Source organism: Novosphingobium sp. ZW T3_23, assembly GCF_044987305.1.
In the GTDB taxonomy this organism is placed as follows: Bacteria; Pseudomonadota; Alphaproteobacteria; order Sphingomonadales; family Sphingomonadaceae; genus Novosphingobium.
In genome coordinates, this window is record NZ_JBJDRF010000031.1 from 40,749 (window position 1) to 65,272 (window position 24,524).

Below are 24,524 nucleotides of genomic sequence, written 5' to 3' on the forward strand. Positions count from 1 at the left end.
GACCCCATGCTGATATTTCTCGAATCCTTTACTCAACCATTTTAGTTGAGAAAACGCGAAAATATGGCATTAGGTCATAACTTTCGTTCATGAGCTTTCAGGGTTGCCGATGCATATTCCCGTCCGTCCGCTGCTGTCCGTTCTCGCGGTGGCCGAACATGGCTCCTTCAGCCGTGCGGCCGAAGCCTTGGGGGTAACGCAGCCTGCCTTGTCCAAAAGCATCAAGATGCTCGAACAGGCGATAGGCGGAGAAGTGCTGACCCGCAGCGCCGCAGGATCGCAACTTACCGCGCTGGGCAAGATCATCGTGCGCGGGGGGAAGAACCTGCGGATGTTGATGGAGGGGCTCGACCGGGAGGTCGAAGCCTATGGCTCCAATCTTTCGGGGCCCCTGCGGATCGGCGCTACACCAGGCGTAATGGCAGGACTGGTGCCGGAGGCTCTGGCGCGCACCGCGCAGGCGGAAAGCAAGCTCGTCGCTACGGTGACAGCGGGCCTCGACGATATCCTCGCGCCGGCACTGCGGCACGGCGAACTCGATCTTGTCGTCGGAGCCTTGGAAGAGCTGACGCCCGGCGAAAGCGAAATCATTCAGCACCGGATCATGGATGACGCATTCCTGCTGGCGGTCGCCGCGGACGGGCCACTTGCCGAGGCGCGGAAAGTCTGGCTTGGAGATCTGGTCGACCGGCCCTGGGTCTTGCCTACCGTCAACACCAGTTCGTTTAGCACGCTGAGTGCGATGTTCATGGCGGCCGGCCTGTCATGGCCGGCGAATGCGATCTCCACGAACTCGGTGGCCGTGCAGGAGCGGCTGATCTGCAATGCGTCGCGTATCGGTTTCGTATCCCGGACGGAACTGGTGGGGCGCAGCCTGCCGTTCAAGGTTCTGCAACTCGCGGAAGCACCACCGCAGGCGGTGGCCCTGAAGCTTCGCAAGAACACCGTCCTGTCACCCGTAGCCGAACTGTTCATCGAACAGCTGAAACAGGTGGCAAGTCGAATGGATGAACGCGGTCAAAACATAAACGGCTTAGCGACACCTCGGCATCGGGCGCTTTAACAGGAATGCGCGCGCCAGCATAATAGCGGTCTTTCAATGGTACCGGTCTCCGGCCCCAGAAGCTCACGCCTCCTTTGCCCAAGCGGTGGCGTCGGGGCCAGCGGGCAGCACAGCCGGGCAATCCGGATCGTTCGCTGCTCGGAACACCGCATCCGCAACATCTTGGCCTACCGTGATCGGACCAAACATATTCCAATATCGGTGCTTTAGCTCCTGTCCTAGCTACCCGGTAGGGGCTTTTTGTAGACTTTGCCGTCCAAGGTCGTCACCAGGTCCCCCTCCAGCGGTTCCCCGAGCGGGCTCAAAACAAAGCCGCCAGGCTCCGAAGTCTTCTTCGTCATCGAATGACTGCCGTTGGAGCGGAGATCGGAGTGCCAGATGATACGCGCGGATCCATTCGACTTCACCAACTCGGCGGTCTCGGTGCCGTCGATGATATGTTCGCCATCATCGGTGTAATGCAAATAGTTCGCTCCCACATAAGAGATCCGGCCGTTGGCATCCTTACGGATTTCGACGCGGGCTTCTCCGCCACGTTGCCCCGTCATCGTGAACTTGCCCGCAGGAACGGATGGATATCGCTTTGGCATGGGATCGCCCGGCCGGTAGCGCGTACCCCACGGCACCGTGATCGGTTGTGTCGTCACCCTAAGGTTCAGTGACTGCGGGGATCGGTCTTTCAGCTTGGCTATCATCAACCGGGATTTTCGTCCACCCGGCTCGGTTGAAACGGGGCAGGGCAAAGGATTGGGTTCTCCGCAATCCGGTGCGTTCACGAGTGCTTGCCAGAATACGACGTTCGTTCCATCGGGGGACCATGCGGGATCGGCCCGCGCGTTCCAATTCGGATCGCTCGGGCTTCCCGGCGCACCGCCCCCGGCGTTCAGCTGCTGGCCTGTGTACAGGCCCCGGTCTCCATCCCGGTCGATCAGGATAGGCTGGAAAAAGCGCCGCATGCCGTTTCGATAGCCATACCGTGCGCTGAGCATGACCATCCGTGTCAGTTCATCCGTAAGGGGGGGAAGGCCTTGCATCGCACCGTAATACATATGTCGATCGACGGTGCGGTTATCCAGCACCACGAACCACTTGTCGTCGGGCGACATCAGGATCGGGTCCGCGTAACCGGGAGCTCTAGTCAACCGGTGCGAATGTCCGGAAACGAGATCAGTTATAAACATATCGACATTTCCGGACTCGACTATGCCCATGCCGACTGCACTCCTGCCGTCGCGGGTCCAGCCGCGGGCTTCTCCGATCGCGCCTTTCACGGGATTGCGGATCAGACGGCCCGGTGCCTTAGGATCTTCGCGAAACGCAGCGAATTCGGGATTTGTCGCGTTCGTGAGAACCCAGACATCTTCCAACTCGTAGCGCGGCGCGAGAGGGAGACCGTTACGGGGCGACGGGTTGAACGCCAGTCTGCCGACCAGGCCATGCTGGTCGATATCGGCCCCGGTTGCAATCATGTGGCTCCACATGAGATGTTCGCCATCGGGGTTCAGGCGCAGCTCACGCATTGATCCGCCGGGGCCGGACCCGTCTGAAGTCGTATTCCAACGGATCGGGTAGATCCGGATACGCTCTGGCGTGCACTGGTCGTCGACCAGTTTGTAAGGGCCGCAATCGACGACATTCGTGCCGGCAATCATCTTGGTATCGCCCGGAAACGCCTGGGGATGATCCAGGCTCAGCCATTCGGAACCGGGCGGAACGCGCCGGCCGTGTTCGTTGGTGGAGGCTGGATTGGCATCTGCGCGGGCAGCCTTCGGCACCCCGCAAGTAAGGCATTTCCATGCATCGCCATTGGCGAACTTCGCGCCGTCTGTCTTGATGGCGATAACCTGGGGGCCATCGTAGATGCCGCCCGGACCCGGCGATGCGGGCGCGCCGGCGAACTGGACGGCGAGCAGTACGTGTTTCGCATCGCCAAGGTAGGCCGGTCCTTCTATGATCCCGTCATCCGCAGCGGTCATGCACCCGGTGCCGTTGGGATTGATGGCCTCGGTACAGGCGCCTGCGCTGTCTGATGGACTTGCGGGCGGCAGCGGCAAGGAGGAGACGACAACGGATTCAGGTTTTGGCGCAGGATTGGTGGCATCCGTCGCCGCACTGGCAGTGATGCCTGCGCTGAGGCAGGCGACAGCGATCGAAATTCGAGCAGTGGGGCCGAGCTGCCGTCGAAGGCTCAAGGTCAAATCACGGTTCATGTAGGTCTCTCTATCCTGACATTTCCGATGCAGGCTCGGCGTCACCCGGGTCTGGCGATGTTTAACGGTAGTTCGGCAGTCGTCCGGATTCCCGGAGCGGCCGCGCAGAGCGCGCGCACCATGTTCACCGGTCTATGCGCGCAGCGAGGTTGGGAAATGTGGCTTGGCGTTCCCCGGCCGGAATGGGAAAGCGGATGCTGATGTCAAACGGCGTGTTGCCTTTCACTGTCACGCGTCAGCCCTGCCAGTGACCACCACGACGCGATTGCTTGCCACCTGCACTCTCCATTTTGCTTCCGCATACCCTTTCTTGTTTCAGGTGTTTCTGGATGAAAGAAAATCCAACTACGACACTTTGTGCGATAATGTGGCGCACAAGGAGCGCCGTGTCCAGCCTCTGGATAGGCGTAGCTCAAGCGCGATCCGTATCGCGTGGAAATGCGCCGTCCCGGTGAAGTGAAAAATGAAAATTCCGGTCCCGGGCGCGTTAAGTCGCTTGATCAGCGATCCGGTTTCCCTTGCAGGACGAGAGCGCCACACCTGCAAGCTTGGTGCTGAATCCTGCCGAGGATCTTCTAGATGTTGATCGCTGTGAATAGCACGTGCCACTTGCGGACGCTGGTGTTTCGGGCAAGCTGGCCCGTAATCAATCGGGCGCGATTATCGAAGTTGAAAGCAGGCGGAAAAGAACTTTGGCCATTTCCGAAACTGTATAGGTTCGTTCCGGTTGCCCCACCCACCAAGCGAGAGTTTCCGCGATAAGCGTGGCTGCGCAAATCGTGCCAAGATTTCGCGGGAGCCATTCGTTGATTGGTGTTTCGGATTCTGCAACGATCATTGACACCCTCAGCCATTCCTCTCGCATGGCTCCACCGGCACCGCCGTTGAGGAGTATAGACCAGAGCAGACGGTGCTCGTCGACGTAAGTGCAGAGCCCGCAGAAGCCTGCCTCGTAGTCTTCGGCATTCCGGATGGAGAGGGCGAGCCGGTTGAGGCGGGCAATCTCGTCCTTGGCGATGGTGTCGAGAAGCGCTTCCTTGGTCTGATGGTGTCGGAAGAACGTGGCATAATGTACCCGTGCTTCAGTGCAGATTTCGCGGACGGTTATCTGATCGAAAGGCTTTCGTTGCAGCAGTGTCAACATTGCCTGCCGTAGCGCTGTCGCAGAACGCAGAGCGCGTGGGTGTTGTGATCCGGCCGACGGCGGGGGGACGGCTTTATAGGTGACTGTAGTGCCGCGATCGCGATTCGGCTCATTTTTATCCGTCATTGCATCCTATCTGACGCAAAAACCAAGAGTGGGGCAAGCGCCCGGCACAAGCAGAGGTACGCCACACCGGTAGTTATTTGTTGGCAAACTCGTATCGTCCACCGGCTTTGAGCCGAACCTGCTGCTCCGGAGGTATATAGGCCGCGATTCCTTCGATTTCATAAGCCGCCGAGATACCCTCGAATTCTTCTGTCTGGGGGTTCTTGAGGCCATCGGCGGCCCGTCGGACTGCGTTGTACATAGCGGGCGTGTTGAAGCCGATCGTGTTTTCGTAGTCGGACGAGCGGAAGAACGCCGCGGCGAGATATTCGCGCCAGTCCCGATACCCGCCGAGCGTCGCACTCATGCCGCCGGACTGCGTGAATTCGATCCGCATCTTCGCCTCCGCCAGCGTCCAGGTGGTTGCCGGGCCTTCGTGCATGACGAGTTTATCCAGCATGTCAGTGGTAACGACGCCGTTCACGATCCGGCCTTTGAACCGCGCGAAATCCTGGGAGAACTCAGGGTCCCCGTTCACGCGGAATGTGAAGTCGGGAAGGACGTTTTTGGACGTGCCGTCGCGGCGCATGGGATCGGCGCTGTAGAGGATGGTGACCGCCACGTCGTCGTCGTTGCGATCATCGTCGATGCCGCTCACCTCCACAAGGATCGAAAGCCCTCCGGCGCGGCGCAGTTCGTTGCCGATCATCGGCAGGAAGCCGTCGCGGCGCCAGCCGGCGACGCAGCCCTGAATCACGAAGAGCTGGTTGTCGATGCCCTTGCGTCCGTCCGGCGAAACGAAATTGCGATGCGCCCGCGTGCGGGAAGGCGGCGGACCGGAGCCATCGTCGCCGTCGAGGTCGAAGCCGCGGACGGTGGCGGCCACCGGCTCTGCATGACCGGGGTCGGCAACGATGCCGGGCAGCATCGTCACATTCATCTCGTCGGGACCGCGGAAAGGAAGCACGGTCGTATTGGCACCGCCCTTGCCGGAAAGCGCGGCGCGCTGCTCTGCAGCGCGCGTCGGCGACATCAGCGCGAAGTATTCGTCCTGCGTGGGTTTGCGGTTCATCCTGGGGCACTGATCGGCCTTGCTGTCGGCGATCGGGGCGAACCAGGACACGACGAAAGCCCTGCTTGTGCCGCTGCGCGGCGCAGCGGGAAGGCGGGCGGACTGGGTGATAAGCGGGCGCGGTTCGGGCTGCGGCTTGTAGTTGAGCCATTCGATACTGTCGAAATGCAGACCGATCGCCTGCTCCGGAGCACCGTCCACTACCGGGCAGGCCAGCCGGACCTGGTTGAGACTGTATTCATAGTAAGCCGGAATGTCGGCTGGGCGGGGACCATGCTCCTGAGGATGGCGCTCCATTTCGGAGGATTCCGCGAAGACCAGTTTCTCGATCCGGGTTCCGCTGCGGCACAGCTCCATGAGGCCGGGCAGAGCCGGGTTCCGTTTGTCGATCGCCAGGGAAAGGGAGGAGGGGCCTTTTGCGGGCGTGAGCGGACCGGAAAACTTCAATCCGCTTTCCTTGCCGCTGATGCCGCGGATTTCCCGCAGGGTGGGACGGTCGCTCCAATAGTTCGCTTCGGCCCTGATCCAGCCCTTGTAGGGTTTGATCGCGGCATTTCCCCTGATCCCCGTTATCTTGAGGTAGCTGGGACCGATATAATACGCTGCCGCGGGTTGGGCGGTCAGAAGGAAGGCGCCGCAGAGGACGGCAGACCACCGGACCTTCCGTGCGAAAGCGGATCTTTTGAGCGGGGTTTTCGGACAGCTGGGCATTTCTATCGCGCCTCTTTCCGGTCGGGGCCTGGTGCGACATCGATCAGTTCGATCCTGTACCCGTCGGGATCGGTGACCATCATGACCTGCGTCGTGCCATGCGCCTTTTCCACGGTGCCCGGCTGAAATCCGGCTGTGCGCAGTCGGTCGCGCACCCGGTCGAGATGTGCGACCTGGAAGGCGATGCGATCGAAGCCGTGGCCGTGCTCTATCGCGCGACCGGGCCCCGCTTTCTCGCTGAGGAGCATGATGCAGGGCTGGCCGGGGTCGGCGCCGTAGCCGACGAGCTGATCGGGGCTTTCCGGAGGGCCGAAGCGCATGCGGATCTTCATCCCAAGCCCCTCGGTGTAGAAGCGCGCCGATCTTGCCGGATCCGAAACGTAGATGGCGGGGCCGACCATCGTGCCGGTCACGGCAGCGGCGTCCTGCGCGCGCGCAAGGGGGGGACCGGAGGCGACCATGGCCAGGCAGGCCGGCAGCACGGCGGCCCGCACCCTCATGCCATGACCTCTGCAATGGGCTGCGCGGTGTGCATGGCGCCGTCACCCCAACTCGTCACCGGCATGCCGAGGACCTGCTGGATCGTGAGGCCTACGCGGGAACTGGGATCGCCGTTACCCGATATGTGCTGGCCCGATTTCCACCTTCCGCCGGCGCTTCCGGCGACGAGGATCGGCAGATTGTCGACGGAATGAATCTTGGCGAAGTTGCTCTCGGACGTGGCGAGGACCAGACTGTGATCGAGCAGGGTTCCATCGCCTTCCTTCACCGAATCCATCATCTTGAGCATGCTTGCGAAGACTTCCATGCTACGCTCGATGAAAAAGGTCGCTTGCGGCTGATAGCCGAGCTTCTCGTCGACGGGTTCCTCGTGGGTCAGTTCATGGAAGGATACCGGCTCTCCAGCCTTGCGCAAATTGGAGCCGGCATTCGACAGGGCCATGCTGAAGACGCGCGTCTGGTTGCAGGCGAGTGCCATGACCAGCAGCTGGCCCAGCAGGTCGTGGCTGCGCGTGGCCATGTCCCAGGTCGGCCCCAGCTCGAACTTGCCGGGTTCCTGCGGCAGGATGCAGGCTTCGGCGGGCAGCGGCTTCTGCAGGAGTTGGCCGAGCTGCTGCTCGACCTGCCGTACCGATGTGAAATATTGGTCGACCCGTTGGCGGTCGGAGCTTCCCAGCGCGCGCATCAGGTCATCGCGTTCGTCCTTGACGGAACTCAGTACGCTTTGGCGCAGCATGATCTCGGGATCGGGCCTGAACTCCGCCTTGTTGGGATCTTGGAACTCGGGGCCGAACAGGCGGCGGTAGAACTGAACGGGATCGATCTCGCTGGGGTTGACGGTCGATCCGGCGCGCATGCTGTAGCTGACACTGGATTGGCCGCTACAGGCGAGTTCGAGCGAACGGAACCGCGTGCCCTTGCCGATATGGTCGGAGACCAGACAGTCGAGCGTGGGCAGCTCCGCCGTTCCGCCGGAGACACCGCCCTTGAGAGGCGCGCAGCCCGAGAGCGTTCCCATGACGCCGGACCAGTGGACCAGGTTGGGCTTGCCGTCGAGAATGCAGTTGAACTTGGAAAAGACGCTCACTTTGTCCCGGAAAGGCTCGATCGGCTTGAGCTCGGCCTTGAGATCATAACCATGGCCGAGCCGGTCGGGGAACCAGCGTGCGGTATTGACGCCGCAGCCCCAGAACCAGGTGCCGAACCGTACCGGGATCGGTGCGCCGGTGGCCAGGGCCTCCCCCTTGCTGTCGAGGAAAATGTCGAGCAGCGGTAGGCCGATCGCTACGGCAGAGCCCCGCAATATTCCCCTGAGTACCTTGCGCCTGTTCCAGTCGGTCATCGGATTTATCCTCTATCAAGGCTGGATTATCGTACCGCCACCTTGGTCTGCGCCGGAGCCGGGGCGCGTACCGTCGAGAGTGCCGGGCTTATCGCGATCGCGCGCATGAGGCCGGGCACGCGGTATCCGTCGGCGCCGAAACGCGCGATGGCCTGCTCCAGCCAGGCGGAGTCCTGGGGCGACGCTTCCCGGCCGGTTCCATACTCGTAGACGCGCTGGACCAGGCAACTGGGCACGTCTGGGCTGTCGTGGAGCGCTTGCGACAGTCCGGACAGCCCAACATAGGGCTTGCCGTCGAACGTGCCGCTGGCGTCGATGACCGCGTCGTTCTCGTGGCTGCGGAAGTCGCCCAGCGCGTCGAAGTTCTCGATCGACAGGCCGATCGGATCGGTCAGGGCGTGGCATCCTGCGCAGGCCGGGTTTTCCTGGTGGACCGTCAAACGCTGGCGCGCGGTCTTGTAGAGGGGGTTCGAAACGTCCTGGACGATCGCGAAATCCACGTTCGGGGGCGGCTGCGGCACCGGCTGGCAGAGAAATTGCTCGCGAACGGACTTGCCGCGAATGGTCGGCGAGCTGCGGCCCTCATGGGTAGGGTCCAGCATGAGGAAGCCCGCAAGACTGAGAATGCCGCCGCGATGGCTGTCTTGCGGAAAGGTGTAAGGCGCCCAGTCGCTCATGCCTTTGACGTCCACGGGAACCTTGTAGAGCGCGCCGAGAGAGCGGTTCATGAACGTCTTGCGAGTGGTGAACAGGTCGCGATAATCGCCGTTTTCGGTGATCAGCAACTGGACCAGCGTACGCAAGGTCTGTTCGCGGGCATCGTTTGCAAGGTCGGAGTTGAACTTGGGATAGAGCGCCTGGTCCTTTGCGAGACCCTGAAATTGATCGTACCCCATCATGTCGGAAAAGAACGCCCGGACGCCGTCCTCGAAGCGGGGGGAACCCAGCAGGCGATCGACCTGGCCGCCGAGCACGGCTGGGTCGGAAAGATTGCCCCGACCGGCGGCATCGAGCAGCTCCCGATCCGGTGGGGCGTCCCACAGCAGGAAGCTGATCCGGGTCGCCAGAGAGTAATCGTCGAGACGCATTGCGCCGGTTTGGCGGGCATCGGGCACGGCACGTTCGACCCGGAAAATGAAGTTGGGTGAGATCAGCATCCGGGCGAGACCGATCTCCAGTCCCTTGCGGAAACTGCCGCCGATCCGGGTCGCCTCCGCGGAGAGAGCGAGCAGGGCGGTCATTTCCGTTTCGCTGATCGGGCGCCGATAGAGTTGACGCCCATAGTCCGCGAAAAAGGTCTGTGCGCACGCGCGGTCGAAACCCGCGCTCACGGGAACGGTGCAGGGTATGCGCGTTTCGCTGCGGTTGGGGGCAAGCATTTGCGCGGAAATTTCCCTGGCGCGCAATTCGTACTGCTCGACGCCCGAAGGCGTCACGGTGACGTGACCGGCCCCCACGGCAAGCAGGCCGGCCTCGCGCAGAGGCGGTTCGAACCGTCCGGGCACCTTGATGCCAGCCCCGAAAGCCTGGTCGATCGCGCGGAGATATTGCGCTTCGCTGAGGCGGCGGAAGCCGGGCTCCGAACCGGATGCCACGGCCTCGACACCAGGCTGCGCCGTTACGCGTTCGGCGGGGGCGAGGCCGACCAGGCCGACGGTTCCGATCGCCAGCGCGCCAAGCCATGCCGAGCGGGATATCAGGCGGCGTTTTGCAGCCGCCACGCCGCGGCGCGTTCCATACACGGAATTCTGCCGATGACCTGAAAGCAAGCCTCGTCTCCCAACAGCGCGTCTGGTTTTGTCACCGGATCGCGGCGCGTTCGTGTGGAAGAAATTGCTCTCCCGATCACAAGTGCTGAGCGGTTGCTTAGCGCGTCAATTAGGGTATCGTCAAGCGGTGAGTAGCGCGGCGGAAGTCGGCGGGAAATTGGAGAGGAAGTGCATGAAATCGCCTTTGTTGCGATCGAACGGGATCGTTCCCGCGGCGGCAATCCTGTTGCTGGCCGCATTGTCGGGCACTTCCGGCAGCGCCGAATCCGCGCCGGATTCGGCAAGCGCAGTGCCGACTGTGGCGACCGGGGGCGAAGACGCGGCGGGCATCGTGTTCGAGCGGCAACAGGTGATGGAACAGCTTTCGAAAGACAGCGAGGCTCTGGGCGCGATCGTTGCCGGAACCGGGCCGCGCGATCAGCTGGGGCAAGTCACCCGCGCGCTGGCGGATGGAGCCAGGGACTCCGTGCAGAGCTTTCACGCGCAAGTACCCGGCGGGCGCAGCAAGCCGGAAGTCTGGTCCAACAATGCCGATTTCGCCAGGCGGATGGAGGATTTCGCCCGCAACGCGGAGGCGATGGCCAAGGCGGGGGAAAGTGGCAACATGGCCGGGGTCACGGCGCTCATGATCGATGCGCTGCCGTGCAAACAGTGCCATGACCTCTATCGCGAGCCCAAGAAGCCGTGACGTCACCCGATGGTAAAACGCTCTAGCCGGCGCTCTTGGACCCCATTTTTTCCAACCATGCGTAAATGGCCTTGCGCGCGCTTGCGAAGCGATCCTCATTGAAGCGCCCGGAAAACGCCAGGCCTCTGGCAACGGCCTCCAGAATGGCAGCAATCTCCTCCGGGGTGGAATCGGGCAGGGGGAGACGGCGGGCGCTTATTTCCTGGCGAACGATGCCGGCGACCCGATAGTTCAACGCCTGCCCGAAATCCGCGATGAGGTCGTGCATCTCCTTGCGGTGGTTGGCGAGCGCGAGGAATTCGATCTGCATAATCGCGCTGGCCGGGTCGCTGTTCATTTCGAACAATCGGGCAAGGGGTTCCCTTCCGGCCGCTATCCGGTCCAGGTGCTGAAGGTAAAGCTCCGTCGAAGACTTGAACAGGGCCTCGAACAGGTCGCCCATTGTGCGGAAATAATAATGGACGAGTTGCGGCTTGAGACCGGCGCGCTGGGCTAGCTTCCGGGAGGTGACTTGCGCATAGCCTTCCTCACGCATGAGGTCGCCCGCCGCCGCCAGCAGCAATCCCCGCGTTTCGGAATCCTCGCTCCCGATCCTTCTGTTCGTTGTCATGCTTTAGACTGCTAGCGGCAAGCCGCCCGGAAGGCCAGTCCGGCGCGGGGCCGTGTCCTAAAGTCCGAACCCTTTACCGACTTGCCAGGCTAAGACGACGGCGATCGCCGCTGCAGCAGCAAAGCGTATCGGGCCGGCAGCGACCATCTTCCCGCCCTGTCTCGGTGCATGACGCGTGCGGCCCGAGATCATTGGACCCACCAGATTGCGGCGGGCAAAGACAAGATAGAAAACAATCGCGGCGATATGGAGCGCTATGAGCCCGAGCAGGACGTTGAAGCTGTAGGCGTGGATTTTCGCAGCGAGGCGGGCCTGATCGAAAGACAGCAGGAACGACAGAGGCCCGGAATCGAGCCCGTCCACGTCGGTCGCGAAAAGGCCGCTGGTGATCTGCACCGTCAGGGCGAGCAGCATCGCGATGACGTTGTAGGCCCCCAGCGGACTATGTCCCAGCGGCGGCTCGTGTCCTTGACGCAAGTGGGCGATGACTCCGGCGGGGCTGCGAACGAAATTGCGGAAGCGCGAGGTGTTCGTGCCGACGAGCCCCCAGATCAGCCGGAACGCGAGCAGCGCCACCCAGGACAACCCGAACAGGTAATGCCGGTCCATCATCCGCTGCTCCGCGCTCCACCAGGAAAGCACGAAAAGCCCGACCATGATCCAGTGGCCAAGCCGAGTGGGCAGGTCCCAGACGGGAACCTTCGGTGCCATCGCGTTCACCCTTTTCTGGCGAAGGAATTGCAGACCGCCGCCGCCTCGACCGCGGCGCCGGACAGCATCTGGCACGCGCCGCAGCCTGCGCCTGAAGCGGTGAAGAAGGCGCAGGCGCCGCAACGCTTCTGTGGGTCCGGCGCAGGGGAGAGGTATCCCAGCGCCCGCCGCCTGCTGCGCTGGCTCAGCGAAAGCGAGGCGGGATCGGTGCAGGCTGCGGGCGCCTGTGCGCGGGCTTGGCCACTTAGCGCCGCCGCTGCCGACAAGGCCAACAGCCGGACGGCGTCACGCCGGGTGGATACCTTCATTTCGATCCCCTTCAGTCGCTTTCGGTCCGGAAGCTGTCGTGGCAGGCCTTGCAGGCAGCGCCGAGCTTGCGCATCTCCGTGCGGACGAGAGCGGAATTGCCCGAAGCGGTGGCCCGCTCCAGCACTTGTGCCTGACGGGCAAATGCGTCCTGTGCGCTCTTGAATTTTGCCGGTTGGGTCCAGATTTCCGGCCTTGCGGCTGTCTTGATGCCGGGGGTTGGGCCGGAGCCGCGTGGATACCAGCCGTATTGCCTGGCAGAGGCCTCGCGTATGTGGCGCGCAGGCTGGACAAGAGCGCCCGGCGAGGCGTCGCTGCGCCTGAGCGCATCGTTCATCGCCTTGAAAGCGGCGCCGAGTTCGCGATATCCGGCGATGCGGGTGCGAACGGGATCGCCCGGCGCCGCAGCAAGGGGAGACAGGCCGATGGCAAGCGCAACAAGTGCCAGCGGCAGATGCGGTCGCCGCATCCTGCTGCGAGGGGGCAATGACGGTGAAAGCAGCCGTTTGAGGACGATCATGCCTTCAGGTCCTTCAGGAATGCGAACGCGGTTTCGGCGGCCGCGATGCGAGAGGTTTTGAAAGGCGGTTCCTGCTCGACAAGGAAATGCCGGACACCTGCCGCATAGGCTGCGGGCAGGATGCGCGAGAGGTCCAGACTGCCTGCGCCGATATCGGCAGGCACCATTTTCAGGCCGTAGTTCCGGGGGCTGTCCGCTGTCAGGTCCTTGATATGGAGCAGCCGTGCCCGTGGTGCCATCCTCCGCAGGAAATCCACGGCATCGAGGCCAGCGGCGGCCACCCAGCCAATGTCGATCTCGAAGCTGACGAGATCGGCCTGGGTTTCCTCCCAGAGAATGTTCCAGCCGTTCGTCGAGCCGATCGGTGCGAACTCAAGATTGTGATTGTGGTAGGCCACACGAAAGCCGGACGACTTGAGCGCGGCGCCCTTCTCATTGAGGATCGCGGCGGTCTGCTTCCAGATATCGATGCCGGCTGTCGTCACGGAACGGGTGATGGCGGCTTCCATTCCCTCGCCTGCCAGGGGCCGGAATCCGGAAGGCAGCATGAGGAGGGGGGCAACTGCCCATTTCGCACCCAGCGCTCCAAGGGCATCGGCGATCCGGCCAGGCTCGCTTCCCAGCGAAAGGCCGCTCAGGCCGGTGCCTTGGACAAGCGGCAGGTGAAGGCTGGCGATCTGCAGCCCCGCCCGCGCGGCGGCTTGGGAGAGTTCGGCGGGCTTTCGTCCGTAAAGACCGGGTAGCTCGATCTCGCGAAAGCCGATGGCGGCCAGTCGCGTGAACGTCGCATCGAGGTCCTTGGCGACTTCCGGGCCGAGCATGTAGAGCTGGATGCCAACGGGCAGCCGCCGGCGCTGGAAGAATCCCGAGCGGACGGCCGCGGATAGCGACTTGGGCAGCATTGCCGCGCAGGCCGAAAGCGTGAGTCCCGAGATCAGCGTTCTTCGGTCGAATTGCATGCTTTCCTCATCACCGATTATCAAAAATCCTGTAGCGCACGCCGGCATGACCGGCGTGCGCTGGAGCGTCATCGCGAGCCAAAGGCCACGCGCAAGTTTACGCCGAACTCGCGGGCGGGCGTTACGGTCACATTGGTGTAGCGGCTGGTGAAGGTCGAAGAGGCGGTGCCGACCGGGGTGGTGAAAGTGGGCGCTCCAAGCAGGATATCCACTGTCCCGGTACTGAGCGGGCTACTGTCGCGGGACACCAGCTTGGTCAGATTGGTGATGTTCTTGCCGTAGAATGAGAGTTCCCAACTCCCGTTCGGATCGCGGAGGCCCGCATAGAGATTGAGCAGGCCGTAGCTTCCGACGTCGTCAAACGGGTTGTCCGGATCGTTCCTGGTCTTCCCACGCCAGGCGAGCAGGCCTCGCAGATATCCATCGGCCCATCCGCTCAGGGGAAGGGCGTATTCGGCTTGGGCGGAACCGCTCCAGGGTGGCAGGAACGTCGCCGATCCGCGGGTCGAGGGGCATTCGGCGAGGTGTTCACCGCCATAGGCTGCCTGAAGCTGGGCCAGGGTGGGCACCACGATATCCGGCAATCCGTCCGATCCCACGGTTCCGGTCGCATTGTTCAGGGCATCGGTACAGGCCACCAGGGCATTGCCGATCATGCTCTTCGAGTAGTTGAGCGTCGCGGAAAGGTTGAACCGGCTGGACGGACGGAACGAAAGTTCGCCTTCGATGCCGTTCACCGTCACCGGCACCGCGCTGATGAAGTTGAACTGACCGCGCGTCAGCGCTCCGGTGGCATCGACATTGACGAAATAGATGCCGGTCCCCGCGCGATAGGGATAGTTCTTGAACTTCTGATGGTAGGCGGTGACGTTGAACAGCAGGCTCTTGTCGAACCAGTCCGATTTGAAGCCGAGCTCGTAGGACTTGGACGTTTCCGATCCGAAGGCGGTGTGCGCGATCTCGTTCGGGGAATAGGAAACCGAGAAGTCGCCGATCGCCCTGACCGGCGGCCTCCATGACGAGCCGGTCGCGGCATAGACCATGAAGTCGTCCGAGAACCGATGGCGGACCGTGGCGTTGTAGATGGTCTGGTTGACACGCGCATCGTTCTCTGTGCCCGGCGTCTGGATGCATGAACCGGCCGCGTAGGTTGCCGGGGTACAGCCGATGTAGAGCCCCTCGGCGTCGTTGACGTACTTGATCCTGCGCAGACCTCCTGCGATTTCCGTAGCCTCGCCAAGATGCACCGTCAGGTTTCCGAAGAACGAACTTTCCGTTTCGCCTGCAGGAGGAAGATAGATCGAGGTATTGTTGACCGAGGGCGGCACGGGTAGCGGGAAAGTGATCCCCGGCGCGATGCGGCCGTAGAATCGCAGGACCGACGGGCTGTAGTTGATGGTGTCGGACGAGCCCTTGTTCCGGAAGTAACCGACGACATAGTCGAACATCCCTGCGACGCGGGCCTGGTTCTGCAGCCGGATTTCGTGTGTCGTTCCACGCGAAGCCGTCCAGGTCTCCTGGTTCGGGGCCAGGCTGGGGAAGAAGTTCGCCGTGTCGGCCGGGGTGATGGCGTGGAACTGCGAGGTTTGCCGCGATCCAACATAGATCAGGCTTTGTCCGAGCACATCGATTTCAGCATCCCAGCCATAGAACTTGAACAATTGAGATACGCTGCGGGGCCGTGCCATGACCGAAAGGCGGTCCTTCAGCGTTATGGTTCCGTAGTTTTGCGCGTTGGAGGAGGGGATGGACGAGGGATCGAAGAGAGCGGTCGATTCCATCTGGTCGTATTGCCGCGCCTCGGCCTGCAACGCCTGATAGATAAAGCCCAGCTTCAGGAAGTCCGTCGGTTCTGCCAGGACGCTTGCCCGAATAGAGCGCGTGCGCCTGAAGGGATCGAGGTCGTTGTTGATGCTTCGGACACGATTTCCGCGGTTGTAGTCGTATAGGCCAGCAATGCGCACTCCGAGCTTCTCGGAGATGATCGGCACATTTAGTGCGGCCTGGAGGTTCTTTGCCGAAGCCGAGCCGGCCGAGCCGCTGACATTCGCGCCTGGCTGCGAGAGTTCGGGCTTACGTAGGCCGACGGTGATCGAGCCCGAGGGCGTGGCCTTCCCCCGGAGCGTGCCTTGAGGGCCGCGCAGAACTTCTATCTGCCCGATATCGTACATTGCCTGAAGTACCAGGTTGGACGATACTGGTGCGTCATTGTAGTAATACTGTATGGTTCCATTGTTGCCGCTGACGTTGACGTCGTGGTTGACGCCGCGCATTGACGAACTTGAACCGATGCCATTGGCGTTCGACACCAGGGCAAGGCCAGGAACGACGCCGGTGATGTCGCGAAAGTCCCGGATGTTCAGCTTGTCTATCTGATCCGATGTCACGGCGTTGACGACCAGCGGAACGTCCTGAAGGTTTTCCCCGCGGCGCCTCGCCTCGACGATGATGACATCCTCGATCCTGACTTCGTCGGCAGGCGGCGACATATCTTGAGCGAAAGCGGAACCGGAATTGGCCAAGACGAAAAGACTCGTTCCCCCGACCACGAATGCACGAGATGCAATCATGAACCCTCCCCTGTTTTCCTCGGATGCTTCCTGCTCCAAGTTATCTGTTGTGCTATAGTGTGTCGCGCATTATGTCCACAAAAACTGTGCGGGTGCTCAGCGCCAAAAGGGATCATTCTGGTTCGAATGGATAAACCGCAAGGATAGCGTGGAATGGGCCGCGAATTCAATAATACGCCCATGCTTCCAGCTTGATGGAGCATGGCTTAATTTATGAGATGCAATGATGCATAAAAATCGGTGCGATCGACGCAGGGGCGCGAGCTGCCACCCGAAGAAGGCTCACGAATAAGAAGGGAGAGAATATGTCAATGCTTCGTCAACTCATGAGCGCAGGGGTTTTACTCGCTTCGACCTGTGCCGTTTCGCCGATTATAGCGACATCCGCTGCCGCAGAGGCGGCAGCAACGGCACCGGCTTACACTACCGATAACTCCACCATCGGCGATCTGCTCGACAACCCTGAAACCAAGGTGGTTATCGTCAAGCATTTGCCCGATCTGGTCGGCAATCCCCAGATCGAGATGGCGCGGGGAATGACGCTGAAGCAGATCCAGTCCTATTCCGCGGACAGCGTGACAGACGAAGTTCTGGCCAAGATCGACGCGGATCTTTCGAAGATCAAAAAGAAGTAAAACAGGCAGGGCCTCCTCCCTCCAGGGCTGGGGGCCCGCTATCTTGCGGAGACAAGATATGCGATGGAGCTTGGGCGTTCAATTTGCCTTCTGCATGGCAGCTTTCGCTTTTTCCGAAGTGTGCGATGCTAGGTCTGTGTCTGTAAATAGCCAGACGCTGATTGTCGTCAACAAGGGCGAAAACACGGTCAGCTTCATCGATCTCCCGTCAGGCCGGGAGAAATCCCGCGTCGCAACAGGGCCGTCTCCGCACGAAGCAGCGCTTTCTCCGGATGGAAAAAGCGTCGCCGTTGCGGCCTATGGCGGTTCGACCGTGGACGTCTTCGATGTGAAGTCTGCAAGGCTAACGGCCCGAATCGATATCGATCCGAACCGAGCGCTGCATGGGATCGCTTGGATTGATACGCGCAAACTAGTTCTCGCCGCCGAAAAGAGTCGCAGTCTCGTCGTCGTCGATGTTCCGAAGGGTACGTTTGAGGCTATCGCGCTGGGACAGCCGGGAACCCATATGGTCGCCCTGTCTCCGAACCGGAAAATCGCCTATGCTACCAATGTTGCGGCGGGCACGATTTCCGTTGTCGATCTTTTCAGGCTCCGAAAGATCAAGGATATCCAGGTGGGGGGAAAGCCCGAAGGATTGGCGGTCTCAGCCGACGGAAAGCGGCTTTGGGTTGGAGACAACTCAGCGCCCAAGGTCCGAATAGTCGATATACAGTCTGGCGAGATCGTGAATATGCTTTCGACCGACCCTGTGCCGATCAGGGTCGTTGGAAGCCCCAATGGCAAAATGATAGTCACATCGAACATCGGTGCCGGTACGCTCAGTGTCTTCGATGCTCGTACGAATGTCCCGCTTCGATCCATCGTAGTAAGCGGCATGCGGGAGGCTGTTCAGGTGACGGTTGCTTTCGCTCCAGATAGTTCCAAAGTCTATGTCGCAGAAACGGGTGCCGACCGGGTTGTCGAAGTAGATCTGGTTAAAGGTGAAGTGCTGCGAAATATCAAAACGGGGAAAGGTGGCGACGGGATAGCGATTTCCAGTAGCGACACCAAGAAGTGAGTACTTTCCGTATTCTGAATCCGACTGAGGGACATGGAAGGCGAGATCGTTGAAACTGGCAACGAAGGGGGCATAGCTCGCCAACTTTTCATTGCCCATCCAAATCGTCGTCTGGGACTGTTTGATTAAATTTTTGATCAACGCTCCATGCAGACCCGTCCCTCGCGCCATGCCCCACCAAGAGCATCAGTGTATAAAATTTCGATTGTTCGCCATGGCTCATTGCCAGCAACGTCATAAGCGCAAACCGCTCCACAGCGGAGGATGAGCATGCCATCGCATCCCACGAGCGCCCATCGTGATGGGACATCTCTATCTTGCGGGGTGGGACATTTCTAAATTGCGCCTACAGTCGCCTGGACTGATAACACAAAGTATGTAAATCGCGGTGCCGCAGCTGAAACGCAGGCGCGATGTCCTTTGTGGGTCGAGCACATTTGACGCGTCATTCGGGCTTTCCGCAATACACAAGGGCGCGGAAAGCAAGCTGTGCTGATGAATCCGTCAGGGCTCTTCGTGAAGAAGAAAGCGAGTTTCGCGCATCGGCAGAGTTAAATCCGTAAGGTGCGGCCAAGCTGTGCTATTTCCGGCACGGTTCTGCGGAAAGCGAATTTACGCTTGCAGACTGTCGAGAGTTCATTACCTTTTCCCAAGCGTTGCACGATGTGAGCAATGCCGAGGCGTGAGAACCTCGCAAGAGAAACAGTTTCCTTTGCGTCGTCGTGTATTCGGCTGACGTGACCGGGTAGTTAGCGCTCTGTCCAGGCTGCTTGCGGCTAAAGGCGTTGACGCGTGCTCTTGTGCGTTCTCACCACCCGGTCGTAGCCGGTTCTGCCTCGTAATCGAGGAGAGCCGTGCACATGGGGTTGCTGGTCATTTTTTCAGACACTGGATGTAACCGATGCGCTTTGGACTGAGTCTGGCGCGCGCCGGGATCGATGAGTCCGACCCGCTTCCGCCCGATCACGATCGTCCAAGCGGGGAGACTGCCGCTCTCGAGAAACTCTATCGCCGTGAACGCACCAGACTTGTCGGCTTCGTTGCGCGCAAGGCGGGCTTCGACGATGCAGAAGATATCGTACAGCAGGTATTCGCCCGGTTCGTAGCACGGGGTAATGCCGAAACTCTCGAAAAGCCCGGCCCATATCTGCGGCAATGCGCCCAGAACCAACTGGTCGACAGAGCGCGTGTCGTGGTCCGACGCGGACAGGACAAGCACGTGCCTATTGAAGAGGTGGTCCTGGCGGATGGCGATCCGATTGCTATGCTCGAGGCACGCGACCGACTGCGCCGCATCGAGGATGCGCTAACCCGCCTGAAACCGCTGACGCGTCAGATTTTTCTGGCATGCCGTGTCGATGGCTTTAGTCATGCCGAAATCGCCAAGCAAACGGGCCTGAGCGTGAAAGGGGTGGAGAAGCACATGGGCAAGGCGATCAAGCACCTCGGCCGGCATTTGCGGCCATGACGGATAGCGAGGGGTACTCGCTTGCCGATCAATTTCACGGAGAGGCGTCAAACTGGCTTTTCAGGCGAAACGCCGGAGAGCCGGGGATCGAGGACAAGCTCGCCGCCTGGCTGGAAGCTGATCCGCGGCACCGCGAAGCTTTCGATGAAGCCGAACGAGTCTGGGGAGGTTTGCCCGAGTTTAAGCGCAGCGAAATGCGCCCGTTCGGGATCGGCTCGGAGAGGCTGGGGCGCGCGCCCTTCTACATGCGTCGCAGTACGCATATAGCTGTCGGCGTGGCTGCTTCCATCGCCCTGGCCTGTTTCGCCGCTATCGCGCTCGCGTCCAATCCTTACATTCCCGAACTTATCACGCCGGCATCCGCAGCAACGTACAAGACCGGCCTCGGTGAGATCAGAACTTTTCGCCTCGCGGATGGGCCCTCCATCACGCTTGATACCGACACCGAGGTGAAGGTTGGCGGCAGCCGCGGGGAACAGCGCCTTTTCCTAGTGAGGGGCCGGGTACGCGTTAATGGCGCAGCGAGTGGGCATCAATTCGTCGTTGCCACTCTGCAGGTAAGCCTTCGTGTCGATGGGCCCGTGTTCGATGCCGCCAACGTTGGTGAGCGCTTGCAGATTACCGCGCCGGCGGAGGCGATCGCTGTCACACGCGACGTGGGTGAGATGTCAGAGCTCAAGCTGTCCTCGGGTGAGGGAATAGAGTTCGCAAACGGCCGGATTGCCGCGTCCCATTCCCACGCGGGTTGGCCTTCCGGAATGCTCGCTCTCGACGGTACTCAGCTCGATGATGCGATCGAAGCTCTTAATCGCTATAATCGCACCAAACTTGTACTGGCTGGTAACGGTCTTGGCCGCCGTCCTATTAGCGGAGCCTTCCGTGTAAGCGAGCCGGGCATTTTCGCCGAAGTCATTGCCAGGATGTACAACCTGCGCATTGACCGCTCCCACCGTGATCAGATCAGGCTCTCGCCGCCGATCTGATCCCAGCTTTTTCTTTTTCAAAAAAATGTGGGGGGACCGTCAACCCTACTGCCGTCTCTATCCTTGACCCGCCGGCGTTCGGCGCAGGGGTGAAACGGCAGAAAAATGAAAAAGACGGGATATGGCATTACGCTGTGGTTGGCGACGACGTCGCTGACCGGAGTTCTGATTGGCCCGACGGTCGCACACGCGCAGCAAACTGCGCGACTTTCCATCGATCTTCCGGAGCAGCGCCTGGCAGATTCGCTACGGGCTCTGGCGCTGCTCTCGGGCCGGACGGTCCTTGCGGATGACGGGAGCGTCGCCGCGAGGCGCGCTCCCGCTCTGCGCGGGCAGTACACTTTGGAGGAGGCGCTGCGCCTGCTGCTTTCAGGGAGCGGCCTGGAAGCAGCGCGAAGCCAGGATGGCTTCGCGGTAAGTCGGATCGCGAACGACACCTTGCAGAATAATGTAGAAGCTCCCGAAACCGCCGAAGCCGAGCCTGCGATCACCGTAACCGGCAGCCCGCTGGACGGGGCGACGATCGTCGACGTGCCGTTCGTGCTGGGCGAGGTCGATCAAGCCGAGACGACCGACATGCTGTGGGCCAAGGGCGACAAGCCGGCTAATACGCTGCTGGCGCGCTTCACCGTGCGGCCGCTCCAAGCAGCTATGCTGCGGACCGGGCCGGACGGGAACACGCCCCTACTGCTCTGGCGAGCTTTCCCCGGTGGCGGCATCACCCGGTTGCAGTCGAATGAGCTGCACCTTGATGGCGGGCCGCTATACTTCTGCGGTGTTGTGGGCGAACGATCCGCGCCGTTCTGCCTCATCGATGCGGACGGCGACGGCAAGTTCGAGAAAGTCGCCGACGGCATGGCCGAGCGCGGGCGCAAGCCCTATCATGTCACGATGATCCGGGCTGCAGAGCCGCTTCCCGTGCCCCAGCCGTATACCCTGGTGCCGGACGGCGAGAGGCCGACGATCCGTATGGAACTGCGCAACTGCGCCAAGGACTACGACTATCCGCGCTATGTCGCGGCATCGCTGGAAGACCGTAACGTGCCGGTCAACGCTTCCGGCTTCGCCTGGCATGACAAGGACAGCAGCTTCGCCTTCTGCCGCCGCGGCGTGCGGCTTGATGCGTCAGCGCAGACATCGGCTCCGACCGGCGGCTACGTGTCGCAGATCGGCCCGTTCACCTATACCGTCGGGCCGAAAGCCGTTCCCCGCCTGCAGATGGTGGGCTCGGCTGCTGCGTCCGCCCTCTACAGGCTGGAAGGCGCCACGCTGGTAGACATGCGCGTCGGCCACACGCCGAAGCAGGCGCAGCTTCTGGCGGCGAAAGCGTTTCCCTATCCCAGCCTGATGGCGGACGCGGGCGGCAGCCTGCGGGCTGGAACGCTTGCCAGCGGGGACGTGCTCGCGTCGATACCCTTCCATCACGCTTATAAGGGCCGGCTCACACAGGAGGTGACCATCGCCACCTTGTTCGGCAAGCGCTCGCTGCGCGCCGGGACGGTGGTTTATGGCTTCCCGGCGCGGTCCCAGCTGACCCGCACCATCAACGGCATGCCACAGGGGCACGCGGTCGACGAGGACGAGATGCGCAACTACGCGCTCCAGCTGACCTGGTGCGCCCCCATTCAGGAAGCGGCGCCCGCCAAGCCCGTGAAGACGAAGCCGGGGACGATAGGCCGCGAGGGCTGGTCGGCCGCCTGCATTCCACATAGCCAGATGGGCACGTACACCATCATCAACCAGTTGCAGCCCGCATTCGGGGTTTCCGCCGTCCGCTACGACGCCACGACCTCCTCAAACGACGGCCCCCCGCCGATTGAGCGCCAAGACGACCTCGCCTTCGCGCAGCCTTTACGCTCCGATTTCGTCTATGAAGGTCGCGAGGGCGAAATGATCGCCTTCAGCCAGCGTATTTATTTCGGCGACACCCTGACCAGTGTGGAACCCGTCAAGGTCTATGCAGCGGGCGCTATGGTCGCCGCCAAGCTGGGCGGGGCGCGCGTGGAACTAACACCGCAGCTCGATGGCACCGTGAAGGCCGTCGTCACCGCCCCTCTCGCACCTGGCGGCGAGGTCTCGCTGGATTGGGACAAGGCGGCGATGATGCGCGCGCAGGCCGCGAAGATGGGATGGAAGATCGTCGAGGATACGGACGCAAATTGACGATTTTCGGGGGCATACGCTGCTCCATTGAAGATTTTGTGCGGTTTGGATCCCATAAATCTTCAATGGAGCCTGCCGTGGCCGATCCGATGTCAGCCCCGTGGTAGTTCGCCGATCTTTCCTATGCGGGTGAGAAGATGATCGAGCAATTGCGATGCAAGGCGTTCCTGCCTGAAAAAACGCAGGGGCTCGACGTCCGGTTCGGGATCGCCGAGGCGGCGCAGCTGCTGGGACATTGACGCGCAACTGCCGGCCGGACTGGTGTAGTGGATTGGCTTCGCCATCTTCGACTTGGCGAAGCTCGAGGTGGGGGCCACGATCAAGACCAACCTGTGCGCGGAAACGACCAGACTTGGTCGTCCCGGTACAGGTGCTGGAATGTCCACTCACGCCGGAACCGGTCCTTCGTCCGGCGAACGGCTTCCGGTCCACTGAGCGCTCATTCTCGTCGCCGTTGAGTGCAAAACTGCATTCTCGGAACGGACACCCGAGAGGTTAGGTGGCTAGTCAGGCCTGCTAATGATGGATACACATTGAATTGGAACAGAATGTGCAGCAATCATCCGTCTGTGGCGATGTCAAAGTCTCCCGGATTCTGTGGTATCCAGCTTCCCGCGGCTACCCGTGAGTGCTGCCGAAACCGGGACGGATGCGGTGGGCATCTTCCCCTACCTCAATGGCGCGTTGCCCCGTCGCCACATCCACCATGCAGTTGAAAAACTCCAAGGCTTCGTAAGGCGTCGTCAGCGGCAACTGCACTTTTGCGCCCAGCAAGGCATTCGCCGCGTCTTCTTCGGTTGCATCCCGAAGCTGTATCAGCAGAACATCCTTGCGCGCATTGCGGTCATCAAGCGCGCTGCCGAGTAAATCAGCGACCAGCCTCACGAAGTCCTGCCGTTCAGGCGCTTCCAGATTGACACGCAGGAAGTCCTCGATCGAAGTGCTCGTGACGGCGCCGCCTGATGAGCGGTTCGCTTCATGCACCACAGTGGTTTTGTCAGGGCCATCTCCGCGGGCCAGATACCATTGGTCGCCGTTGGAGCTGACAGAGAATCGCAGCGCAGGATGGATCATGGCAAATCAAACTCCGCAAGGGCCACGGAAAAGCGCCGGAAAGGGTCCTGTTCGTCATCACCAAGGCCCTCGCGCGCGATAAAAGGGGTAACGCTGGACGATGCCGGCGATCAGCTTTTCCGAGAAAAGCTGACGCATCTCCTCGGCCCCTTCCGGCCTGACGCAGACAAGATGAGTGCCGCCGCCCGGGAGAGGTTCGATTACACTGACTGAAACGTTGTGCTCGGCGCATTGCCGCTCGACGTCTGCCTGAGGGAGATCGATATTAAGCAGACGGCTCATGATGCGATTCTGAGATCGCGATCAATCCAAAAATCAACGTTGTACGAGCTTCTGCTCCAGCCGTCCGCTGCGTCTGCTCCAATGCCGGATTGATGGTTGCTGATCCGGTTCGCCGTGACCCCGGCCGCGGCGAGGTGCCGCGTTTTTGCAAGACGCGTTCTGGCAGCGCCTGCACGCATTAGCGATAATTGGTGCTCGAAGTACTGGTGATTGAGATCCATGGCAACGCTCCCTTCTATTAAGCGGGAGCACTATAGTCTCTCAGCCGCCGGTGCTTAATTTTGTCTGCCAGCGATTGCCTTTATGTAGGAACAGAATTTCATTCTTCAATGGGAGGCGTTTCAATTCCACGTGAAAATTCACGGCTTTTGCGCGGTCCATTCTCGTCCGCTCAGGGCCCAATTCTCGGTCCCCAGGTGCAGACGGTTCGTTGTTCCGGCAGCTGGCGACTCAAACCCAGACATGCGCTAGTACATCAACAAACGTCAGGTTCGAGCGAACCTGGTCGATCGCGCCAGTGGATGCAAACGGTTGAGAAACGCGAGGTGCATCCGTCTGCCGCGAGGCTTGTCCCTTTT

The 24,524-nt window shown here is 61.2% G+C and carries 22 protein-coding genes; 7 read left to right on the top strand and 15 right to left on the bottom strand.

Features of this window, described 5'->3' with window-relative positions; translation table 11 throughout:
- The first annotated feature begins 109 nt into the window (after positions 1-109).
- Positions 110-1,063 (top strand): LysR family transcriptional regulator, encoded by a 954-nt coding sequence (locus ACI3K3_RS16055; RefSeq protein ID WP_404915394.1) that lies wholly within the window; start codon positions 110-112, stop codon positions 1,061-1,063.
- 218 nt (positions 1,064-1,281) lie between these two features.
- On the opposite strand, the gene ACI3K3_RS16060 is transcribed toward ACI3K3_RS16055, so the two are convergent.
- The 6 genes from ACI3K3_RS16060 to ACI3K3_RS16085 form a co-directional block, all read right to left on the bottom strand.
- The gene (locus ACI3K3_RS16060) at positions 1,282-3,273 is read right to left on the bottom strand and encodes a TolB family protein (RefSeq protein WP_404915396.1); all 1,992 of its coding nucleotides are present in this window, start codon (positions 3,271-3,273) and stop codon (positions 1,282-1,284) included.
- A gap of 646 nt (positions 3,274-3,919) precedes the next feature.
- Entirely contained in the window at positions 3,920-4,543 is a 624-nt protein-coding gene (locus ACI3K3_RS16065) for a TetR/AcrR family transcriptional regulator (protein ID WP_404915398.1), read from the bottom strand.
- A 73-nt stretch (positions 4,544-4,616) separates the two neighbouring features.
- A complete protein-coding gene (locus tag ACI3K3_RS16070) occupies positions 4,617-6,041 on the bottom strand; it encodes a hypothetical protein (RefSeq protein WP_404915400.1) in 1,425 nt (474 codons plus the stop codon).
- A gap of 266 nt (positions 6,042-6,307) precedes the next feature.
- Complete coding sequence (locus tag ACI3K3_RS16075) at positions 6,308-6,805, bottom strand: VOC family protein (protein WP_404915402.1); 498 nt, start codon at positions 6,803-6,805, stop codon at positions 6,308-6,310.
- On the bottom strand, positions 6,802-8,148 hold the full coding sequence (locus ACI3K3_RS16080; protein ID WP_404915404.1) for a DUF1552 domain-containing protein: 1,347 nt from the start codon (positions 8,146-8,148) through the stop codon (positions 6,802-6,804). Before ACI3K3_RS16080 ends, ACI3K3_RS16075 begins: the two co-directional genes overlap by 4 nt.
- Before the next feature lie 26 nt (positions 8,149-8,174).
- Positions 8,175-9,890, bottom strand: coding sequence for a DUF1592 domain-containing protein (locus ACI3K3_RS16085; protein WP_404915406.1), 1,716 nt, complete (start codon positions 9,888-9,890; stop codon positions 8,175-8,177).
- Between the two features lie 199 nt (positions 9,891-10,089).
- Here ACI3K3_RS16085 and ACI3K3_RS16090 point away from each other — a divergent pair, with 199 nt between their 5' ends.
- Positions 10,090-10,605 carry a c-type cytochrome gene (locus tag ACI3K3_RS16090; RefSeq protein WP_404915408.1) on the top strand — a complete coding sequence of 172 codons (516 nt, stop codon included), beginning with the start codon at positions 10,090-10,092 and terminating at the stop codon, positions 10,603-10,605.
- Between the two features lie 22 nt (positions 10,606-10,627).
- Here ACI3K3_RS16090 and ACI3K3_RS16095 read toward each other — a convergent pair whose 3' ends face one another.
- The 6 genes from ACI3K3_RS16095 to ACI3K3_RS16120 all read right to left on the bottom strand — a co-directional run bounded on the left by ACI3K3_RS16095 (position 10,628) and on the right by ACI3K3_RS16120 (position 16,200).
- Entirely contained in the window at positions 10,628-11,167 is a 540-nt protein-coding gene (locus ACI3K3_RS16095; protein WP_404915410.1) for a TetR/AcrR family transcriptional regulator, read from the bottom strand.
- A gap of 105 nt (positions 11,168-11,272) precedes the next feature.
- A complete protein-coding gene (locus tag ACI3K3_RS16100; RefSeq protein ID WP_404915412.1) occupies positions 11,273-11,926 on the bottom strand; it encodes a cytochrome b/b6 domain-containing protein in 654 nt (217 codons plus the stop codon).
- A gap of 5 nt (positions 11,927-11,931) precedes the next feature.
- Positions 11,932-12,234 (bottom strand): high-potential iron-sulfur protein, encoded by a 303-nt coding sequence (locus ACI3K3_RS16105; RefSeq protein ID WP_404915414.1) that lies wholly within the window; start codon positions 12,232-12,234, stop codon positions 11,932-11,934.
- An 11-nt stretch (positions 12,235-12,245) separates the two neighbouring features.
- Positions 12,246-12,701, bottom strand: a complete 456-nt coding sequence (locus ACI3K3_RS16110; protein WP_404915416.1) for a c-type cytochrome — start codon at positions 12,699-12,701, stop codon at positions 12,246-12,248.
- 47 nt (positions 12,702-12,748) lie between these two features.
- Positions 12,749-13,711 carry a sugar phosphate isomerase/epimerase family protein gene (locus tag ACI3K3_RS16115; RefSeq protein WP_404915418.1) on the bottom strand — a complete coding sequence of 321 codons (963 nt, stop codon included), beginning with the start codon at positions 13,709-13,711 and terminating at the stop codon, positions 12,749-12,751.
- A 68-nt stretch (positions 13,712-13,779) separates the two neighbouring features.
- On the bottom strand, positions 13,780-16,200 hold the full coding sequence (locus ACI3K3_RS16120; RefSeq protein ID WP_404915420.1) for a TonB-dependent receptor: 2,421 nt from the start codon (positions 16,198-16,200) through the stop codon (positions 13,780-13,782).
- Positions 16,201-16,592: 392 nt separating this feature from the next.
- On the opposite strand from ACI3K3_RS16120, the gene ACI3K3_RS16125 reads away from it, so the two are divergent.
- The 5 genes from ACI3K3_RS16125 to ACI3K3_RS16145 all read left to right on the top strand — a co-directional run bounded on the left by ACI3K3_RS16125 (position 16,593) and on the right by ACI3K3_RS16145 (position 22,590).
- A complete protein-coding gene (locus ACI3K3_RS16125) occupies positions 16,593-16,916 on the top strand; it encodes a hypothetical protein (RefSeq protein ID WP_404915422.1) in 324 nt (107 codons plus the stop codon).
- Between the two features lie 58 nt (positions 16,917-16,974).
- Complete coding sequence (locus tag ACI3K3_RS16130; protein ID WP_404915424.1) at positions 16,975-17,976, top strand: cytochrome D1 domain-containing protein; 1,002 nt, start codon at positions 16,975-16,977, stop codon at positions 17,974-17,976.
- A gap of 901 nt (positions 17,977-18,877) precedes the next feature.
- Entirely contained in the window at positions 18,878-19,444 is a 567-nt protein-coding gene (locus ACI3K3_RS16135) for an RNA polymerase sigma factor (protein WP_404915426.1), read from the top strand.
- The gene (locus ACI3K3_RS16140) at positions 19,441-20,427 is read left to right on the top strand and encodes a FecR domain-containing protein (RefSeq protein ID WP_404915428.1); all 987 of its coding nucleotides are present in this window, start codon (positions 19,441-19,443) and stop codon (positions 20,425-20,427) included. Before ACI3K3_RS16135 ends, ACI3K3_RS16140 begins: the two co-directional genes overlap by 4 nt.
- Before the next feature lie 105 nt (positions 20,428-20,532).
- The gene (locus ACI3K3_RS16145; protein ID WP_404915430.1) at positions 20,533-22,590 is read left to right on the top strand and encodes a secretin and TonB N-terminal domain-containing protein; all 2,058 of its coding nucleotides are present in this window, start codon (positions 20,533-20,535) and stop codon (positions 22,588-22,590) included.
- Positions 22,591-23,208: 618 nt separating this feature from the next.
- On the opposite strand, the gene ACI3K3_RS16150 is transcribed toward ACI3K3_RS16145, so the two are convergent.
- Genes ACI3K3_RS16150 through ACI3K3_RS16160 form a run of 3 tightly spaced genes read right to left on the bottom strand, consistent with a single transcriptional unit; the run spans position 23,209 to position 24,167 of the window.
- The gene (locus ACI3K3_RS16150) at positions 23,209-23,664 is read right to left on the bottom strand and encodes a hypothetical protein (RefSeq protein WP_404915432.1); all 456 of its coding nucleotides are present in this window, start codon (positions 23,662-23,664) and stop codon (positions 23,209-23,211) included.
- Between the two features lie 57 nt (positions 23,665-23,721).
- Positions 23,722-23,946, bottom strand: coding sequence for a hypothetical protein (locus ACI3K3_RS16155; protein ID WP_404915434.1), 225 nt, complete (start codon positions 23,944-23,946; stop codon positions 23,722-23,724).
- The gene (locus tag ACI3K3_RS16160; RefSeq protein ID WP_404915436.1) at positions 23,943-24,167 is read right to left on the bottom strand and encodes a hypothetical protein; all 225 of its coding nucleotides are present in this window, start codon (positions 24,165-24,167) and stop codon (positions 23,943-23,945) included. Before ACI3K3_RS16160 ends, ACI3K3_RS16155 begins: the two co-directional genes overlap by 4 nt.
- Positions 24,168-24,524: the final 357 nt, after the last annotated feature.

Coding starts and splice junctions, on each gene's coding strand:
- ACI3K3_RS16055 (WP_404915394.1), top strand. CDS start 110: ATGCATATTCCCGTCCGTCCGCTGCTGTCCGTTCTCGCGGTGGCCGAA.
- ACI3K3_RS16060 (WP_404915396.1), bottom strand. CDS start 3,273: ATGAACCGTGATTTGACCTTGAGCCTTCGACGGCAGCTCGGCCCCACT.
- ACI3K3_RS16065 (WP_404915398.1), bottom strand. CDS start 4,543: ATGACGGATAAAAATGAGCCGAATCGCGATCGCGGCACTACAGTCACC.
- ACI3K3_RS16075 (WP_404915402.1), bottom strand. CDS start 6,805: ATGAGGGTGCGGGCCGCCGTGCTGCCGGCCTGCCTGGCCATGGTCGCC.
- ACI3K3_RS16080 (WP_404915404.1), bottom strand. CDS start 8,148: ATGACCGACTGGAACAGGCGCAAGGTACTCAGGGGAATATTGCGGGGC.
- ACI3K3_RS16090 (WP_404915408.1), top strand. CDS start 10,090: ATGAAATCGCCTTTGTTGCGATCGAACGGGATCGTTCCCGCGGCGGCA.
- ACI3K3_RS16100 (WP_404915412.1), bottom strand. CDS start 11,926: ATGGCACCGAAGGTTCCCGTCTGGGACCTGCCCACTCGGCTTGGCCAC.
- ACI3K3_RS16105 (WP_404915414.1), bottom strand. CDS start 12,234: ATGAAGGTATCCACCCGGCGTGACGCCGTCCGGCTGTTGGCCTTGTCG.
- ACI3K3_RS16110 (WP_404915416.1), bottom strand. CDS start 12,701: ATGCGGCGACCGCATCTGCCGCTGGCACTTGTTGCGCTTGCCATCGGC.
- ACI3K3_RS16115 (WP_404915418.1), bottom strand. CDS start 13,711: ATGCAATTCGACCGAAGAACGCTGATCTCGGGACTCACGCTTTCGGCC.
- ACI3K3_RS16120 (WP_404915420.1), bottom strand. CDS start 16,200: ATGTCGCCGCCTGCCGACGAAGTCAGGATCGAGGATGTCATCATCGTC.
- ACI3K3_RS16125 (WP_404915422.1), top strand. CDS start 16,593: ATGCTTCGTCAACTCATGAGCGCAGGGGTTTTACTCGCTTCGACCTGT.
- ACI3K3_RS16130 (WP_404915424.1), top strand. CDS start 16,975: ATGCGATGGAGCTTGGGCGTTCAATTTGCCTTCTGCATGGCAGCTTTC.
- ACI3K3_RS16135 (WP_404915426.1), top strand. CDS start 18,878: ATGCGCTTTGGACTGAGTCTGGCGCGCGCCGGGATCGATGAGTCCGAC.
- ACI3K3_RS16140 (WP_404915428.1), top strand. CDS start 19,441: ATGACGGATAGCGAGGGGTACTCGCTTGCCGATCAATTTCACGGAGAG.
- ACI3K3_RS16145 (WP_404915430.1), top strand. CDS start 20,533: ATGAAAAAGACGGGATATGGCATTACGCTGTGGTTGGCGACGACGTCG.
- ACI3K3_RS16150 (WP_404915432.1), bottom strand. CDS start 23,664: ATGATCCATCCTGCGCTGCGATTCTCTGTCAGCTCCAACGGCGACCAA.
- ACI3K3_RS16155 (WP_404915434.1), bottom strand. CDS start 23,946: ATGAGCCGTCTGCTTAATATCGATCTCCCTCAGGCAGACGTCGAGCGG.
- ACI3K3_RS16160 (WP_404915436.1), bottom strand. CDS start 24,167: ATGGATCTCAATCACCAGTACTTCGAGCACCAATTATCGCTAATGCGT.